Raw genomic sequence first — 16250 nt, forward strand, 5'->3', positions numbered from 1 at the left:
CCCCGACTACGTCAAGCCGCCCACCCCCACCGCTGCCGTCTTCAAGGAACTCGAAGGCAGCGGCTGGAAGCCCGCGCAACCCGCCGACACGCTCACGCGCGGCGCATGGTGGAGCATCTACGCGGACCCCTCGCTCGATGCGCTCGAACAGCAGGTCGCCGGCGCGAACCAGAACGTGCAGGCCGCCGAAGCGCGCTTTCGCGCCGCACGCGCCACGGTCGCGCAATATCGTTCGAGTTTCTTCCCGCTGGTCACCGCGAACGCGGCCTACTCGCGCGCGCGATCCTCGGAAAATGTGCTGCACAAATCGACCGCCGGCCTCACGCTGAACGACTATCTCGTGCAGGCCGACGCGTCGTGGGAACCTGACCTGTGGGGCCGCGTGTCGCGCAGCGTCGAAGGCGCGAAAGCGCAGGCGCAGGCCAGCGCCGCCGACACGCAAGCCGTGCTCCTGTCGATGCAGGCCGAACTTGCGACAGACTACTTCGAACTGCGCGGGCTCGATCAGGAGCGCCAGCTTCTCGCCGACACGATCAAGGCCTATGGCGAAGCGCTGGATCTGACGCAGCATCGCTACGCCGGCGGCATCGTGACCGATGCCGACGTCGCACAGGCGCAGACGCAACTGAAAACCACCCAAGCACAGGCACTCGACCTCGGCGTGCAGCGCGCGCAGCTCGAACACGCGATCGCGATCCTGATCGGGCAGCCGCCGTCCACTTTCTCACTGCCGGTCGCGCCGCTCGCGGCCATGCCCGTGGTGGCGCAAGCGGGCGTGCCGTCCGCGCTGCTCGAACGGCGGCCCGACATCGCGGCCGCGGAAAGGCAGGTCGCCGGGATGAACGCGCAGATCGGCGTGGCGACGGCGGCGTTCTTCCCAAATCTGATTCTCTCGGTGACGGGCGGACTCGAAGCGACCAACTACAGTCAATGGCTGCTCGCGCCGAGCCGCTTGTGGTCGCTCGGGCCGGCTCTCGCGGGCACATTGCTCGATTTCGGCGGACGCGCATCCGTGAAGGAACAGGCCCGCGCGCGCTACGATGAAAGCGTGGCGCAATACCGGCAAACGGTGCTCGCCGCATTCGGCCAGGTCGAGGACAATCTCGCCGCGCTGCGCGTGCTCGAACAGGAAGCCGCCGCGCAGGACGACGCGGTGGCCGCCGCGCAGCGCGCGCTGGCGGTCGTGTCGGACCGCTATAAAAACGGCGCAATCACGTATCTCGACGTGGTCGTTGCGCAAACGACGGCGCTCACCAACGAGCGCAATGCGGTGTCGATCGCGCGCCGCCGGATGGCCGCTAGCGTCGCGCTGGTCAAGGCGCTTGGCGGCGGCTGGGATGCGTCGGCGCTGCCGACCGAGGAGTAGATCGTGCATCCGTCGCCGCCGGCCAGCGATGCAGCGGCGCAAGGTTAGCGCACGGGCGGCCATCGGTTTCGGTGAGCGGGCTTTACCGCATCAAACCGCCGTGCTGCACCTCCGAGCACTCATGCAAGCGTGACGCTTCACGACGACGAAGCCGCACCTCGCACCGGCCTGCATCTCCATTTCAGCGTATCCTTAACTCCTTTTCGCGCGTTTTGCTTTCCCAAGGAGATTTTTTCGTGACCCCGCCGCCGGAATCCCAGCGGACTGCTACCTCGGCTGTTCCTTCTTCGTCTGCTTCTCCCAACGTCCCGGCCGTGCCCGATATTCCCTACCTCGAACGCGGCACCCGCGCCTATTGGCGTGCCAGCATCGCATTGCTGTTCGCCGGTTACGCGACCTTCTCGCTGCTGTACTGCGTGCAGCCATTGCTGCCGTCGTTTTCCGCGGCGTTCGACGTGACGCCCGCGCAAAGCAGCTTATCGCTCTCGCTCACCACCGCCGCGCTCGCGCTCGCCGTGTTCGTCGCCGGCTTCGTCTCCGAGGGCTGGAGCCGTCACAAGCTGATGACGCTGTCGCTGACCGTGTCCGCGTTGCTGACGATCGGCGTGTCGATCGCACCGCAGTGGCATCAGCTGCTCGTGCTGCGCACGCTCCTCGGTCTCGCGCTCGGCGGCGTGCCCGCCGTCGCGATGGCCTACCTCGCCCAGGAAGTGCATCCCGACGGCCTCGGTCTTGCAATGGGGCTCTATGTGGGCGGCACCGCGATCGGCGGCATGGCGGGACGCGTGATCACGGGTGTCGTCGCGGATCTGTTTTCCTGGCGCATGGCGATCGGCACGATTGGCGTGCTCGGCCTTCTGTCGATGCTCGCGTTTCGCGCGCTGCTGCCGCCGTCGCGTCACTTCGTGCCGCGGCGCGGCCTCGGCTTCGCGCATCACCGCACCGCGCTGCTCAGGCAGTTCACGCGGCCAGGTTTGCCCTTGCTGTTCCTGCTCGGCTTCGTGCTGATGGGCAGCTTCGTCACGCTGTACAACTACATCGGCTACCGGCTGCTCGCGCCGCCGTATGGTTTGAATCAAACGGAAATCGGCGCGATCTTCGTCGTGTATCTGACCGGTGTGATCGCGTCCCCATGGTCGGGGCGCATGGCCGATACGTTCGGTCGCGCGCGCGTGCTCATCGGCAGTTTGCTGCTGATGCTGCTCGGTCTCGCCCTCACGATGCTGCATCCACTGGCGATGATCGCCACCGGCATCGCGTGCGTGACGTTCGGTTTTTTCGCCGGCCACTCGGTCGCGAGTGGTTGGGTCGGGCGCCTCGCCAAGGACGCGAAAGGCCAGGCCGCCGCGCTCTACCTGCTTGCGTATTACATCGGTTCGAGCGTGGTCGGTTCGTACGGCGGCCACGTGTGGGCCGGTCATGGATGGAATGGCGTCGCGGGACTCGTGGGTGCGTTGCTCGTCATCGGGCTCGTTGCGGCAAGGCGTTTGCGCGGACGCGAAAAGGCGGGCGCATAAGCTACAAGCTGTTCAATCCGTTTAATTCTGCCAACCCACTGCGCATTGAATAACGCCAAAAAGTAAGGCCCGCGTAAGCAAACACTTCATTTTTTTCGATCTGTTTGCTGCGCCGCGCCAATCGCGGCAAGCCTTGTCCCAGCGCATTCAGCGCCTTGCGAAAAGTCGCCGCGGCGCCGCACGTCATTGCTACGCCGGTCTAACGGTCTTCTATACTCAAATCGAGCGGGGGCGGTCAATGACTCGGGCAGATCGAGCCGTCCCTTCGCGACCAATACATAGCAACCATGTTGCATGGGAGACGAATATGACGACCTACTTCACGATCGGCGATTTCATCCTCGTGATTCCGATGGCGCTCGCGGGCGCGCTATTTGTCGGCGCGCTACCATGCAAAACGGAAATGCGGCACAACGCGCTGCGTGTGCTGGGCGCACTGATCGGCGTGATGTGCGCAGTCGCGCTGGTTGAAGGTCTGCCGGCGCTGGTGTAGCGCACCGTAAAAAAGCCGCCTCTCGGGCGGCTTTTTCGCTTCTGCCTATCGGCTTGCTGCGGATGCGCGTCGTGATGATCAGATTGCCTGATCCGTCGACGGCTTCTCCCACAGATTGACTCCGCCTTCGGTCGCATAGCGGTCGATTTCCGCGAGTTCATCTTTCGTGAACGCGAGGTTCTTCAGCGCACCGACGTTCTCGCGCACCTGCTCCGCACGGCTCGCGCCGATCAGCACCGACGTCACGCGCGAATCGCGCAATGCCCATGCGAGCGCCATTTGCGCGAGGCTCTGTCCGCGACGCTGCGCGATGTCGTTGAGCTTGCGCACGTGCTCGATGTTTTGCGGGCTCAAATGCTCCTGCTTCAACGAACCGCCGCCCGGCTTGTTGACGCGCGCATCGTCCGGCACGCCGTTCAGGTATTTGCCGGTGAGCAAACCCTGCGCGAGCGGCGTGAAGGCGATCGTGCCCGCGCCGACCTTCTCCAGCGTATCCAGCAGCTCCTGCTCGATCCAGCGGTTGAGCATGTTGTACGCAGGCTGATGGATCAGCAGCGGCACCTTGTATTCGGCGAGCAGTTTCGTCATTTCGAGCGTCTTGGTCGCCGAGTACGACGAAATGCCGATGTACAGCGCCTTGCCTTGCTGCACGGCGCTCGCCAATGCACCGGCGGTTTCCTCGAGCGGCGTGTCGGCATCGAAACGATGCGAATAGAAGATGTCGACGTAGTCGAGTCCCATGCGTTGCAGGCTCTGATCGAGACTCGCGAGCACGTACTTGCGCGAGCCGCCACCCTGGCCGTACGGACCCGGCCACATGTCCCAACCTGCCTTCGACGAAATCAGCAGCTCGTCGCGATACGGTTTGAAATCGTCCTTGAACAGACGCCCGAAGTTCGTCTCCGCGCTGCCGTACGGCGGCCCGTAGTTGTTCGCGAGGTCGAAGTGGGTGATGCCGAGATCGAACGCCGTGCGCAGGATGTCGCGCTGCGTGGAAATCGGCGTGGTGTCGCCGAAGTTGTGCCACAAGCCGAGCGACAGCGCCGGCAGTTTGAGACCCGACCTGCCGCAGACGCGGTATTGCATGTCCGAATAGCGTTCGGAAGCTGCTTCGTAAGCCATTGCTAGTGTCCTTGTTGGTGAAGTCACCCGGTCAATGCGGGCGTGAGGCGATCACACGTTGTGAGAGGCGGGCTGCTTTGTAGGTTTATGCGAAGTGCAGCTAGAGCGCTATGGTAGCCAATCGACGCGATGCGTGCAGACGCCCAGTATGCGGGATGGACGATGGCTTGCGGGTCCCCTACACTTTGGCCGGTCGAAGATTATGGGAGGAATGCATGACGAAGGCTATTTCATTCGCGCTGCTCGTCGGCGGGATCGTGTTGCTGTATTTCGGCGGGCAGGCGTTCAATTCGGTGAGCAGCGACGTCGCGCGCGTGTTCACGGGCTCGCCGAGCAACAAGGCGATCATGCTGATCGTGGCCGGCGTCATCGCCACGCTCGCCGGACTCACGGGGATCGCACTGTCCGGACGCAAGCGGTAAGTCTTGAGAGGCGGGTGCGGCGCTTTGCGTTCGATGTGTGAGTGAACGCGCACAAGCGCCGCCGCCAACGTTAAAAACCTAAAACGGCACTTCGGGCTTCGCGGCCGAACGGGTGCCCGGCAACGGCACATTGCTCGCGCCGTGATACGTGTACACCAGAGAAAACTTCACCTGATCGCTGAGGTTTTTGCCCGCTGAATGCAGCGTGTTGCAGTGGAAGAAAACGACGTCCCCGGCCTTCAGTTCGGGCGACACCGCCGCGCGGATCCAGGCCTGATTCTCTTCGAGGTCGGAGCGGAAAAATTTGGCTTCGTCGAACCGGTCGGACGTGAACGGCTCGCTGTGAGACTTGGGCACGAGCCAGAGCGCGCCGTTATCGACCGTTTCCGAACCGACCGCGAGCCACACCGACACCAGATCGTCGCGCTCGAACGACCAGTAGCGCACATCGCGATGCCAGCCGGTCAGGCTGCCGTAGGCGGGATGCTTGGTCATCATGCAATTGTGATGCGCGCGCGACAGGCGCGGCTCTTCACCGAAGTACAACTCCATCCAGCCGCGAATTTCCGGCGCGGTCGCCCACTGCGCGAACGCCGGATGGCGCCCATATGCGTCCAACAGCCGCCGCACCGTATGGCCGCCCGGCGCGTGTTTCGACGACGGCGCGCCGGGGTACTGCAGATCCGCTTCGAATTCGATCGGCGCCGCCGCTTCCTGCAATTGCAGCTGCGCGACCTGCTTGAGTTCGGCGCAACGCTCGGGCGACACCAGACCGGGCACCACGACGAAGCCCTGCTCCCGCAACGTCTGAATCTGCTCTTTCTTCGAATGAAATGACATGGTGATCCGTTACTGTCCACTAGCTGATGCTCGATTGTAAAACGGGCGCGATCGCACCGCGCGCAGTTTCACCCGCCGACGCGCCACGGCCCGACGCACGACTTTCACGCGCAGGAATGCTCGCGCGGCACAGCGACGGGGCAAACGCGCACGATAATCGACCGCGGCGTGCCCGCCGCGCGGGCGGGCGTCGCGCTTCATCTTCGTAAAAACCCGTATTCGCAGGGTAAAAACCCGACTTTCTGGCGTCATGATTCACGTGTAGCCTGCACGCATGTTGATCGCCGCTCCCGCACTTTTGCGCCGTGCGCAGGCCGCCCGAGCCCGCGCCGCCGGGTCCTGTGCTTTTTCCCGACAAATTCAGGGCTTTCGCGCCGTCCCTCGAGACACCGCCTTTGGCATGTTTGGTGCTGCTTATGGCGCACCTTCTGTCGCGCGACACGTTGCCTACCTGTGAAGCCATGCATACTCTTCTGAGCACCCGTCTTACCCGCGCCGCACTGAAAGCGGCGCGCCCCGCGCGCCGCCACGTCGTGCGCGCACTGCGTCACCACGCCACGCGCACCCGCGCGTTGGGCGAACAGTGGCGCGATGCCAAAGCGGTCGACGGCATTCGCACGTGGTTCCACACATTCTTCTCAGCACTGCGCCTGCAAGGCGGTTCGCGCCGCTTCTCGCTGCGCACGCTGCTGCGCAAACCGACACCGCTGCGGCTCACCGCCGCGCAACGCGCACCGGTTCCCGCGCGGCAAAATACGAGCCGCCGCCCGCGCCGCATGTCGACGAGCAGCAGCAGCGGCTGGTTCGTGTTCGCGTTTGCGAGCCGGTAGGACGGGTCTCGGACACGCATTGCGCCGCTATCGCTAGCGCGGATTTCGACCAGACGCGCGTCGCGGGTTTCCCCATCACGCGGAGTAACCGCGCGACGAAGCAGCGACGCCCTACGCAACAGGCGATAAAAAACCCCGCCCGGCTCACGCCGGCGGGGTTTCGTTTGAAGCGGGCAGCGCGTGCTTATTCCGCGAGCGCGGCAACCGGTTCCGTGCCGGCGGCTTCCGCCAGCGCGAGCGCCTTGTCCGTGGCTTCCCACGTGAATTCCGGCTCTTCGCGGCCGAAGTGACCATAGGCCGCGCTCTTCTCGTAGATCGGGCGCAGCAGGTCGAGCATCTGAATGATGCCCTTCGGACGCAGGTCGAAATGCTCCTGCACCAGCCGCGTGATCGTCGCATCCGACACGCGGCCCGTTCCGAACGTGTTGACCATCACCGAAGTCGGCTGCGCCACGCCGATTGCGTACGACACCTGGATCAGGCAGCGCGATGCGAGGCCTGCGGCCACGATGTTCTTCGCGACATAACGGCCGGCGTAAGCCGCCGAGCGATCGACCTTCGACGGGTCCTTGCCCGAGAATGCACCACCGCCGTGGGGCGCGGCGCCGCCGTACGTATCGACGATGATCTTGCGGCCCGTCAGGCCGCAATCGCCTTGCGGACCGCCAATCACGAAACGGCCGGTCGGGTTCACCAAAAACTTGATATCGCCCTTGATGAGGTCGGCCGGCAGCGTCGGCTTGATGACTTCTTCGATCACGGCTTCGCGCAGCGTGTCCAGATCAATGTCCGGCGAGTGCTGCGTGGACAGCACGACGGTGTCGATCGAATGCGGCTTGCCGTCGACATAACGCACGGTGACCTGCGACTTCGCATCCGGACGCAGCCACGGCAGACGGCCGTCGCGGCGCAGATTCGCCTGACGTTCGACCAGACGGTGCGACAGGTGGATCGGCAACGGCATCAGCTCTGGCGTTTCTTCACACGCGTAACCGAACATCAGGCCCTGGTCGCCGGCGCCTTGATCGAGGTTGTTGTCGTGCGCGCGGTCTACGCCCTGGGCGATGTCCGGCGATTGCTTGTCATACGCGACGAGCACCGCGCAGCCGCGGTAGTCGATGCCGTAATCGGTGTTGTCGTAGCCGATGCGCTTGATGGTGTTGCGCGCGATCTGGATGTAATCGACGTTCGCCGTGGTCGTGATTTCACCGGCCAGCACGACCAGACCCGTGTTGCACAGCGTTTCCGCTGCGACACGCGAGTATTTGTCCTGCGCCAGGATCGCATCGAGAATGGCGTCCGAGATTTGATCCGCGACTTTGTCGGGATGGCCTTCGGAGACGGATTCGGAAGTGAAGAGATAGTCGTTTGCCACGTTGCAGACTCCTGTTTGGTGGTTACGGTTGAGTTTCACGTAGCCAGCTTCGGGAGTCTGAAGCGGCGACGCTTTAGCGGATTACTTTGACCGGCCGGCGCATATCACATGGATCGCGCCCGCCAGCTTCGCCCCGCAAGTTGTCTATTAACTCGGCGAAGCCCTTATTATAGCGACTTCCTTTGATTGTCACAGAGTGTCCACGAGTGCGGTATTACGTCAATTTTTCCGCTTCCCTGAAATCGGTCGAGCGCAGCGCCTTTTCTTTCCTGGAGGCAGCATGCTGAGCCGCTATGGCGCGAAGCTCGCGATCGGGCTGTTGAAACTTTTTGCACTGCTGCCCTATGGTCTCGTCGCGCGTTTCGGCGACGGGCTCGGCTGGCTGCTCTATCAGATTCCGAGCCGCCGCAAGCGCATCGTGCACACCAACCTGACGCTGTGCTTTCCCGAGTGGAGCGACGAGCGCCGCGAAGATGTCGCGCAGAAACACTTCCGCCACGCGATCCGCAGCTACATCGAACGCAGCGTGCAGTGGTTCGGCTCGGCGAAAAAACTCGAAAAGTTGATCCAGCTCGACAGCGCGATCGATCTGACGGACCCGAACCTGCCGCCTACGCTGTTCCTCGGCTTTCACTTCGTCGGCATCGAGGCCGGGTCGATCTTCCTGAACTACTCGCTCAAGCGACAATGCGGCTCGCTGTATCAGCCGATGTCGAACCCGGAGCTCGAAGAGGTCGCCAAAGCGGCACGCGCGCGTTTCGGCGCCGACATGGCGAGCCGCGCGGACAGCGCGCGCATCGTGCTGCGCTGGCTGCGCGAACGCAAGCCGGTGATGCTCGGCGCGGACATGGACTACGGCGCGCGCAACTCCACTTTCGTGCCGTTCTTCGGGGTGCCGACCTGCACGTTGACCGCGGTCGGGCGTCTCGCAAAGGTCGGCCACGCCCAGGTCGTGCCGTTCATCGGCGAAGTGCTGCCGAATTACAAGGGTTACCGCCTCAAGGTGTTCAAGCCCTGGGACAACTACCCCACCGGCGACGACGATGCGGACGCACGGCGCATGAACGCCTTCCTCGAAGAGCAGATTCCGCTGCTGCCCGAGCAGTATTACTGGGTGCACAAGCGCTTCAAGACCCGGCCGCCGGGCGTCCCGAGCGTGTACTGAGCCGGATCGACCTGAACGACGCCGAGGCAGCCGACTGGAAAAGCCGCCCGAACGCCGAAATAACGCGGCGTTCGGCTCAGCTGCCGGTGCGTCACTTACAATAGCGCGATGAAACTGAAATTCACCAAGATGCACGGCGCGGGCAACGACTTCGTCGTGCTCGACGGCTACACCCAACCGGTCAACCTGAGCCCGGCGCAGGTGCGCGCGCTCGCGGACCGGCACTTCGGCGTGGGCGCCGATCAATTGCTGCTGGTCGAAAAGCCCACCGTGGATGGTGTCGATTTCAGATATCGCATCTTCAATTGCGACGGCGGCGAGGTCGAGCACTGTGGCAATGGCGCGCGCTGCTTCGTCAAGTTTGTGCGCGACCGCGGCCTGACCGAGCGGCGCAGCGTGCGCGTGCAAGTGCAGAAAGGCATCATTACGCTGACCGTGCAGGACAACGGTGAAGTGCTGGTCGACATGGGCACGCCTGTGTTCGACCCGGAACGCGTGCCATTCGCCACCAAGGGCCTCGAAGGCCGCCGCGAAGGCACGGACACGCTCTGGCCGCTCGACGTGAACGGCACGACGCGCTGGATTTCAGTGGCGTCGATGGGCAATCCACACGCCGTGCAGGTGGTCGACGATGTCGAAGCGTTCCCGGTGCTGGTCGAAGGCCCGGTGATCGAACGCCATGCGCGCTTCCCGCAGCGGGTGAACGCGGGCTTCATGCAGATCGTCGGCCGCAGCGAGATCGGGCTGCGCGTGTATGAACGCGGCGCGGGCGAAACGCTCGCGTGCGGCACGGGCGCCTGCGCGGCGGTTGCGGCGGGCATCCGGCGCGGGCTGCTGGACGCACCGGTGCTGGTCCACACGCACGGCGGCGAGCTGACGATCACGTGGGACAGCACCCGCGAAGGCGAACCGCTGCTGATGGCGGGTCCCGCCGCCACCGTTTTCGAAGGCGAGATCGAACTGGCCGACGCATTGGCCGCTTAAACTCATTGACCGATGCACCGCCCTTGGGGCGTCATCCCGTAGTCCTTTAGCCGAAACCATGAACGATCGCGAAGTCGCCGAATACCTGCTCGCCAACCCCGAATTCTTCGCCGAACACGCGGAAATGCTCGCGACCATCCGGCTCGCGAACCCGCACGGCAAAGCCGCGGTGTCGCTGCAGGAACGGCAGATGGAAATGCTGCGCGACAAGAACAAGCATCTCGAACGGCGCCTCGCCGAATTGCTGCGTTACGGTCACGAGAACGACAGCATCGCGTCGAAATTCAACCGCTGGACCATCCGCGTGATGGCCGAGCGCGATCCGTACGCGCTGCCGCGCACGATCGCCACCGGCTTGCGCGAGATTTTCGACGTGCCGCAGGCAGCGCTGCGCGTGTGGGACGTGGCCGAGCCTTACGCTCAGGCCGACTTCGCGCGTCACGTCGGCGAGGAAGTGCGCATCTTCGCGGCCAGTCTCACGACGCCGTACTGCGGCGCGAATACCGGCTTCGAAGCCGCGCAGTGGCTCACTCCGGCGGTCGGCGCGGTGGCGGACGAGAGCGCGTCCGGCCATGCCACGTCCGAGTCGGCGCACGTCACCGAATCGATTGCGTTGCTCGCGCTGCGCGACCCGGAGGCCAACGAAGAGGCGTCCACCTTCGGTCTGCTGGTGATGGGCTCGGCCGACGCGCGCCGCTTCCACGACGGCATGGCCACCGATTTCCTGACGCAGATCGGCGCGCTGGCGAGCGCCGCGCTCAGCCGTCTGCTGCCGCGCTGAGCCTGCGTCCGCACGCGCCCAAGCCGCTACCGTGACCGCCGCCGACCCGATCGCCGCCTATCTGTCGAACCTCGAACATGAGCGGCGGCTCTCGGCGCATACGCTGCGCGGCTACACCCACGAACTCGAAGAACTCAGGCTGCTGGCCAAAGGTCGGCCACTCGAAAGCCTGAGCGCCGTCGACATGCGTGGCGCCGTCGCGCGCGCCCACGCGGGCGGCCTGACAGCACGCTCGATCAGCCATCGGCTGTCGGCGTGGCGTGCGTTTTATCGCTGGCTCGCCGGACGCGTCGAGCTGCCGGCCAATCCTGTCGCCACCGTGCGCGCGCCGAAGCAGGCGAGGACGCTGCCCAAGGCCCTCTCCGTCGACGACGCCGCGCGCCTGATGGACACGCCGCGCGCCGCATCGCCCGAAGGGTTGCGCGATCACGCGATGCTCGAACTGTTTTACTCGTCCGGTCTGCGTCTCGCTGAACTGGTCGGCCTCGACGCCCGTTTCGCCGATGCCGGCGGCTATCGCTCCGCCGGCTGGCTCAAGCTGGACTCCGCCGAAGTCGAAGTGCTCGGCAAGGGCAACCGGCGCCGCGTCGTGCCGGTCGGCAGCAAGGCGCTCGACGCGCTGAACGCATGGCTCGCGGTGCGCGGCCAGATGGTGAAGCACGATCCACATCCGCTGTTTCTGTCGGCGCGCGGCAACCGCCTGTCGCCGAATGTCGTGCGTGAGCGCGTGAAGCGCGCGGCGCTGGTCGCGGGCATTCCCGCCAACGTACATCCGCACGTGCTGCGGCATTCGTTCGCCACGCACGTGCTGCAGTCGAGCGGCGATCTGCGCGCCGTGCAGGAACTGCTCGGCCATGCCAGCATCACCGCTACGCAGGTCTACACCGCGCTCGACTTCCAGCACCTCGCCCACGTCTACGACCAGGCACATCCGCGCGCCAAAAAACGCGACTGACGCCGCTTGTCGCGGCTTGTAGTCTCCTGCGCTTTCGCTTCACTCGCCGCGTGCGCGTTGCCGCGCGGCCCCATTGCTCTGCTGACACCCTGATGAATACCGTTACGCTCAAACCGTCGAAAGAAAAATCGCTGCTGCGCCGCCATCCGTGGGTCTATGCCAACGCGATCGACCGCGTCGATGGCAATCCCGCGCCCGGCGCGACCGTGCTGGTGCGCGCGCACGACGGCCGCTTTCTCGCGCGCGCCGCCTATAGCCCGCATTCGCAGATCCGCGCGCGCGTGTGGAGCTTCGACGAAACCGAGCCGATCGATCACGCGTTTTTCAAGCGCCGCGTGCAGCGCGCGCTCGCGCATCGTCAGACGATGGTGCACGACACCGGCGCGGTACGGCTGATTTTCGGCGAAGCGGACGGCCTGCCCGGCTTGATCGTTGATCATTACATCGCCGAGGACGAAGGCCAGCGTAGCCAGATCGTTTGCCAGTTCATGGCGGCGGGCGTCGAGGCGTGGAAGGAAGCAATCGTCGCGGCGCTGGTCGGCGCGACCGGCTGCCCGAATGTCTACGAACGTTCGGACGTATCGATTCGCCAGAAGGAAGGACTCGAACAGATCACCGGCGTGCTGGCGGGCGAGGCGCCGTCGGATGCGTTGATTTCGAGCGAAAACGGCGTGCGCTATCACGTCGACGTGCGCAATGGCCACAAAACCGGCTTTTACGTCGACCAGCGGGACAACCGCCTGCTGGTGCAGCAGCTCGCGCAGGATCGCGACGTGCTGAACTGCTTTTGCTATACCGGCGGCTTCTCGCTGGCGGCGTTGAAGGGTGGCGCGACGCGGGTGGTGTCGATCGATTCGTCGGGCGAAGCACTGGCGCTCGCCCAGCAGAACGTGGCGGCCAACGGCTTCGACGCCGAACGCGCCACGTGGCTCGACGCCGACGCGTTCAGGACGCTGCGCCGCTTGTATGACGAGGGGGAGCGCTTCGACCTGATCGTGCTTGATCCGCCGAAATTCGCGCCGTCGCGCGAACACGTGGACCGCGCGTCGCGCGCTTACAAGGACATCAACCTGACCGGCCTGAAGCTGCTGCGCCCGGGCGGCTTGCTGTTCACCTACTCGTGCTCGGGCGCGATCGACTCCGAACTGTTCCAGAAGATCGTCTCCAGCGCGGCCGCCGACGCGCGCGTCGATGCGCGCATTCTCAAGCGCCTCGGCGCGGGCGTGGATCATCCGTTGCTCACGGCGTTCCCGGAAGGCGAATACCTGAAGGGTCTGCTGTTGCAAATCGCCTGATTGGCCATAATTTGAGCTTATTTTCAGGCTCTTTTCAGGCCCATTTCGCGCGGGCGGCGCCGGCGCAGGCGGCCGCGAACCCCGGCCGTCAGCGCGGGCTTGACAGATATGGTTCAATAACCGGCTAGACAGGGCTGCGCGCCATCCGGCCGCCGCGCCCGGCTACGCTTTCGATCACGCACCGTTTCACGAACTACAGGCGACCAACATGCTCCCAGTCACCATCCTGACCGGCTTTCTCGGCAGCGGCAAAACCACCCTGCTCAAGCGCATCCTGAACGAAAAACACGGCATGAAGATCGCCGTCATCGAAAACGAGTTCGGCGAAGAGAACATCGACAACGAAATCCTCGTGCAGGACACCAGCGAGCAGATCATCCAGATGAGCAACGGCTGCATCTGCTGCACGATTCGCGGCGACCTGTCGCGCGTGCTGGGCGATCTGGCGGCGAAAAAGCAGGCGGGCGAAGTGGACTTCGACCGCGTCGTGATCGAAACCACCGGTCTCGCGAATCCGGGCCCGGTCGCGCAGACGTTCTTCATGGACGACCAGATCGCCGGCGAATTCCTGCTCGACGCGATCATCACGCTGGTCGACGCGAAGCACGCGAACCATCAACTGGACGAACACGAAGTGGTGCAGCGCCAGGTTGGTTTCGCCGACCGCCTGTTCATCACCAAGGCCGATCTGGTCGACGAAAAGCACGTGAGCGATCTGCGCCACCGTCTGCTGCACATGAACCCGAAGGCGGCGATCAAGGTCGTCAATTTCGGCGAAGCGGACATCAAGGAAATTTTCGATCTGCGCGGCTTCAACCTGAATTCGAAGCTGGAAATCGACCCGGACTTCCTCGCCGAAGACGAGCACGCCCACAGCCATGCTCACGCGCATGACGAGCACGGCCATACGCACGCCGACCACGATCACGAAAACTGCGATCACGACCACGGCCATTGCGACCACGAAGGTCACGATCACGCGCACCATCACCATGCGCACCACGACGACAAGATCAAGTCGTTCGTGTACCGCAACGATCGTCCGTTCGATCCGAACAAGCTCGAAGATTTCCTCGGCGGCATTCTGCAGATTTATGGCGAGCGCCTGCTGCGCTACAAGGGCGTGCTCTATATGAAGGGCGTCGATCGCAAGGTCGTGTTCCAGGGCGTGCATCAGATGATGGGCAGCGATCTGGCCGCAAAATGGCAGCCGGTCGAGAAAAAGACCAACAAGATGGTGTTCATCGGCATCGAACTGCCGCAAGACCTGATTACCGACGGTCTTGACGCCTGCCTCGCCTAAGCTCCGGCGCGTGCCGCGCGCCAGTGGCGCGGTACACACCGCGCTGCTGCGCTCGCCGCCATCTGCCGAATGCGCGCGACGTCCGTCGTCAGCCCGCGAAAAAGTCACGCGGATGAAAAGCACGTGAAAACCCTGCTGTATTAATACGTGCACGACCATCGCTTTTTGGTCGTGCGCGCGTTATATTTTCGGGATATCAGTGCGCTGTAAGGAGATTTTCGCTAGTTGCGGTACCGGATTGTGATTCAGTTACAATACGTCCCCACTGGAGAATGACAACGAATTGCCCGGACAGCGCGTAGGCCGTGCCGGGCCTGAAGCGGCGCCGGAAACTTGTCCGGGGAAACACGCCGACCATGCCGGCGGGCACTGCCTGACAAGGTGCGCTGCCGGCAAGCAATACCTCAGGAGCATTTGAGAATCGGTTTCCAGAGGAGTTCGGCCCCGCATTGGCGTTGCGACGCCCGGCGTGTGGGCGCCAGGCGCTTCGGCGTCACGACAGTCCACCGTTCGTGCCCGCCTCCGCGCTTCCGCGTCCTCGAGGCGCCTTTGCGGGCAATACGAAAGTGCGGGCACTATGTAAGAGTTTTGCCTCACATTGAAGAAGTAAGCCAGATGACGACGAAACGACTCTTGACCGAAGCCGAAATCCTGAAGATGAGCGACAAGGATTACATGAATGAGGATCAGCTCGCCTTCTTCAAGAACAAGCTCGAACAGCTGCAGGCGGACATTCTCCGCAATGCCGGCCAGACGACCGAGAACCTGCGCGAAACCGTAATCGTGCCGGACCCGGCCGACCGTGCAACGATCGAGGAAGAGCATGCGCTCGAACTGCGCACGCGCGACCGCGAACGCAAGCTGCTGAAGAAGGTGCAGCAGTCGATCGCGCGCATCGATTCCGGCGACTACGGCTGGTGCGAGGAAACCGGTGAGCCGATCGGCATTCCGCGTCTGCTCGCGCGGCCCACGGCAACCCTGTCGCTCGAAGCGCAGGAACGCCGCGAACTGCGCCAGAAGCTGTTCGGCGACTGAACGCCTGCGGCGCGGCTTCGGCTCCGCGCCCTGACACGCTGCTTCGTCGAGAGGCGCACGGTGAAACGTGCGCCTTTTTTCTTTTGTGCGACGCTGCCGTGTGTCGCACCATCAAGACGGATTCATGCCGCCGCTGTTCCGTTTCGACGATGCGGTTCGACATCCGACGGTCGCCGTTTTTCGTGGCATGAGGCGCCTCGCGGCGAGGCTAGCCATTTCCTACCGCCCGCCGCTGCACCATTGCCGCGCACGCGCGCAATCCCCGGTTTTTTGTCTTATGCCATTCGGCAGCTCTTGATATGACCGCGCACGCCCTAAAATAAATCGGACATGCGCTGCACGAGCGCGCGCCGACCAGAGTCGATTTTCAGCGTCGCGCGCCGTCCGTTTTCAGGATTCATGCGGTAGCGCGTCGCGCTGCCGCGTCCTACCCGTTTTGCAAAGAGGAACGCATATGGAGCAATTTCACGGCACGACGATCGTCTCCGTGCGCCGCGGCGACAAGGTGGCGCTCGGCGGCGACGGCCAGGTGACGCTGGGCAACATCGTCATGAAGGGCGGCGCGAAGAAGGTCCGGCGCATCTACAACGGCAAGGTGCTGGTCGGGTTCGCGGGCGGCACGGCCGACGCCTTCTCGCTGCTCGACCGCTTCGAAGCGAAGCTGGAAAAACATCAGGGCAACCTCACGCGCGCGGCCGTTGAACTCGCGAAAGACTGGCGCACCGACCGCATGCTGCGTCGTCTGGAAGCGATGCTGATCACGGCCG

The 16250-nt window shown here is 64.0% G+C and carries 16 protein-coding genes; 13 read left to right on the forward strand and 3 right to left on the reverse strand.

Annotated elements, in window-relative coordinates; genetic code table 11:
* The 3 genes from CIC12_RS01945 to CIC12_RS01955 form a co-directional block, all read left to right on the forward strand.
* On the forward strand, nt 1-1366 hold a 1366-nt coding region (locus tag CIC12_RS01945; protein WP_168661654.1), incomplete at its 5' end, for an efflux transporter outer membrane subunit.
* A 236-nt stretch (nt 1367-1602) separates the two neighbouring features.
* The gene (locus CIC12_RS01950) at nt 1603-2883 is read left to right on the forward strand and encodes an MFS transporter (RefSeq protein ID WP_168661656.1); all 1281 of its coding nucleotides are present in this window, start codon (nt 1603-1605) and stop codon (nt 2881-2883) included.
* 307 nt (nt 2884-3190) lie between these two features.
* Nucleotides 3191-3376, forward strand: a complete 186-nt coding sequence (locus tag CIC12_RS01955) for a hypothetical protein (protein WP_042327321.1) — start codon at nt 3191-3193, stop codon at nt 3374-3376.
* A 78-nt stretch (nt 3377-3454) separates the two neighbouring features.
* Here CIC12_RS01955 and mgrA read toward each other — a convergent pair whose 3' ends face one another.
* Complete coding sequence (mgrA, locus tag CIC12_RS01960) at nt 3455-4498, reverse strand: L-glyceraldehyde 3-phosphate reductase (protein WP_168661658.1); 1044 nt, start codon at nt 4496-4498, stop codon at nt 3455-3457.
* Nucleotides 4499-4713: 215 nt separating this feature from the next.
* Between mgrA and CIC12_RS01965 the strand changes: the two genes are divergently transcribed.
* Complete coding sequence (locus tag CIC12_RS01965; RefSeq protein ID WP_168661660.1) at nt 4714-4920, forward strand: DUF3185 family protein; 207 nt, start codon at nt 4714-4716, stop codon at nt 4918-4920.
* Nucleotides 4921-4998: 78 nt separating this feature from the next.
* On the opposite strand, the gene CIC12_RS01970 is transcribed toward CIC12_RS01965, so the two are convergent.
* Nucleotides 4999-5760 (reverse strand): phytanoyl-CoA dioxygenase family protein, encoded by a 762-nt coding sequence (locus CIC12_RS01970; RefSeq protein WP_168661662.1) that lies wholly within the window; start codon nt 5758-5760, stop codon nt 4999-5001.
* Nucleotides 5761-6221: 461 nt separating this feature from the next.
* Here CIC12_RS01970 and CIC12_RS01975 point away from each other — a divergent pair, with 461 nt between their 5' ends.
* The gene (locus CIC12_RS01975; RefSeq protein ID WP_168661664.1) at nt 6222-6590 is read left to right on the forward strand and encodes a hypothetical protein; all 369 of its coding nucleotides are present in this window, start codon (nt 6222-6224) and stop codon (nt 6588-6590) included.
* 184 nt (nt 6591-6774) lie between these two features.
* Here the strand turns inward: CIC12_RS01975 and metK are convergent, their stop codons facing one another.
* On the reverse strand, nt 6775-7965 hold the full coding sequence (gene metK / locus CIC12_RS01980; RefSeq protein WP_168661666.1) for a methionine adenosyltransferase: 1191 nt from the start codon (nt 7963-7965) through the stop codon (nt 6775-6777).
* A 280-nt stretch (nt 7966-8245) separates the two neighbouring features.
* Between metK and CIC12_RS01985 the strand changes: the two genes are divergently transcribed.
* From CIC12_RS01985 to hslV, 8 genes are all read left to right on the forward strand, one after another.
* Nucleotides 8246-9130: a lipid A biosynthesis lauroyl acyltransferase gene (locus CIC12_RS01985; protein WP_168661668.1), complete on the forward strand. Its 885-nt coding sequence runs from the start codon at nt 8246-8248 to the stop codon at nt 9128-9130.
* A 108-nt stretch (nt 9131-9238) separates the two neighbouring features.
* Complete coding sequence (gene dapF, locus CIC12_RS01990) at nt 9239-10114, forward strand: diaminopimelate epimerase (protein ID WP_168661670.1); 876 nt, start codon at nt 9239-9241, stop codon at nt 10112-10114.
* A 58-nt stretch (nt 10115-10172) separates the two neighbouring features.
* Nucleotides 10173-10895: a DUF484 family protein gene (locus CIC12_RS01995; RefSeq protein ID WP_168661672.1), complete on the forward strand. Its 723-nt coding sequence runs from the start codon at nt 10173-10175 to the stop codon at nt 10893-10895.
* Between the two features lie 31 nt (nt 10896-10926).
* A complete protein-coding gene (gene xerC, locus CIC12_RS02000; RefSeq protein ID WP_168661674.1) occupies nt 10927-11850 on the forward strand; it encodes a tyrosine recombinase XerC in 924 nt (307 codons plus the stop codon).
* A gap of 92 nt (nt 11851-11942) precedes the next feature.
* Nucleotides 11943-13145 (forward strand): class I SAM-dependent rRNA methyltransferase, encoded by a 1203-nt coding sequence (locus tag CIC12_RS02005; RefSeq protein ID WP_168661676.1) that lies wholly within the window; start codon nt 11943-11945, stop codon nt 13143-13145.
* A 208-nt stretch (nt 13146-13353) separates the two neighbouring features.
* Entirely contained in the window at nt 13354-14448 is a 1095-nt protein-coding gene (locus tag CIC12_RS02010) for a CobW family GTP-binding protein (RefSeq protein WP_168661678.1), read from the forward strand.
* 615 nt (nt 14449-15063) lie between these two features.
* Entirely contained in the window at nt 15064-15483 is a 420-nt protein-coding gene (dksA, locus tag CIC12_RS02015; RefSeq protein ID WP_012431412.1) for an RNA polymerase-binding protein DksA, read from the forward strand.
* 454 nt (nt 15484-15937) lie between these two features.
* Nucleotides 15938-16250, forward strand: a 313-nt coding sequence (gene hslV / locus CIC12_RS02020; protein ID WP_168661680.1) for an ATP-dependent protease subunit HslV, incomplete at its 3' end; no start/stop codon positions are given.

Origin of the sequence: Paraburkholderia sp. SG-MS1 (assembly GCF_012275575.1) — a bacterium.
Lineage (GTDB): Bacteria > Pseudomonadota > Gammaproteobacteria > Burkholderiales > Burkholderiaceae > Paraburkholderia.

Coding starts and splice junctions, on each gene's coding strand:
- mgrA (WP_168661658.1), bottom strand. CDS start 4,498: ATGGCTTACGAAGCAGCTTCCGAACGCTATTCGGACATGCAATACCGC.
- CIC12_RS01985 (WP_168661668.1), top strand. CDS start 8,246: ATGCTGAGCCGCTATGGCGCGAAGCTCGCGATCGGGCTGTTGAAACTT.
- dksA (WP_012431412.1), top strand. CDS start 15,064: ATGACGACGAAACGACTCTTGACCGAAGCCGAAATCCTGAAGATGAGC.
- dapF (WP_168661670.1), top strand. CDS start 9,239: ATGAAACTGAAATTCACCAAGATGCACGGCGCGGGCAACGACTTCGTC.
- CIC12_RS02005 (WP_168661676.1), top strand. CDS start 11,943: ATGAATACCGTTACGCTCAAACCGTCGAAAGAAAAATCGCTGCTGCGC.
- CIC12_RS01965 (WP_168661660.1), top strand. CDS start 4,714: ATGACGAAGGCTATTTCATTCGCGCTGCTCGTCGGCGGGATCGTGTTG.
- CIC12_RS02010 (WP_168661678.1), top strand. CDS start 13,354: ATGCTCCCAGTCACCATCCTGACCGGCTTTCTCGGCAGCGGCAAAACC.
- CIC12_RS01955 (WP_042327321.1), top strand. CDS start 3,191: ATGACGACCTACTTCACGATCGGCGATTTCATCCTCGTGATTCCGATG.
- CIC12_RS01995 (WP_168661672.1), top strand. CDS start 10,173: ATGAACGATCGCGAAGTCGCCGAATACCTGCTCGCCAACCCCGAATTC.
- CIC12_RS01970 (WP_168661662.1), bottom strand. CDS start 5,760: ATGTCATTTCATTCGAAGAAAGAGCAGATTCAGACGTTGCGGGAGCAG.
- CIC12_RS01975 (WP_168661664.1), top strand. CDS start 6,222: ATGCATACTCTTCTGAGCACCCGTCTTACCCGCGCCGCACTGAAAGCG.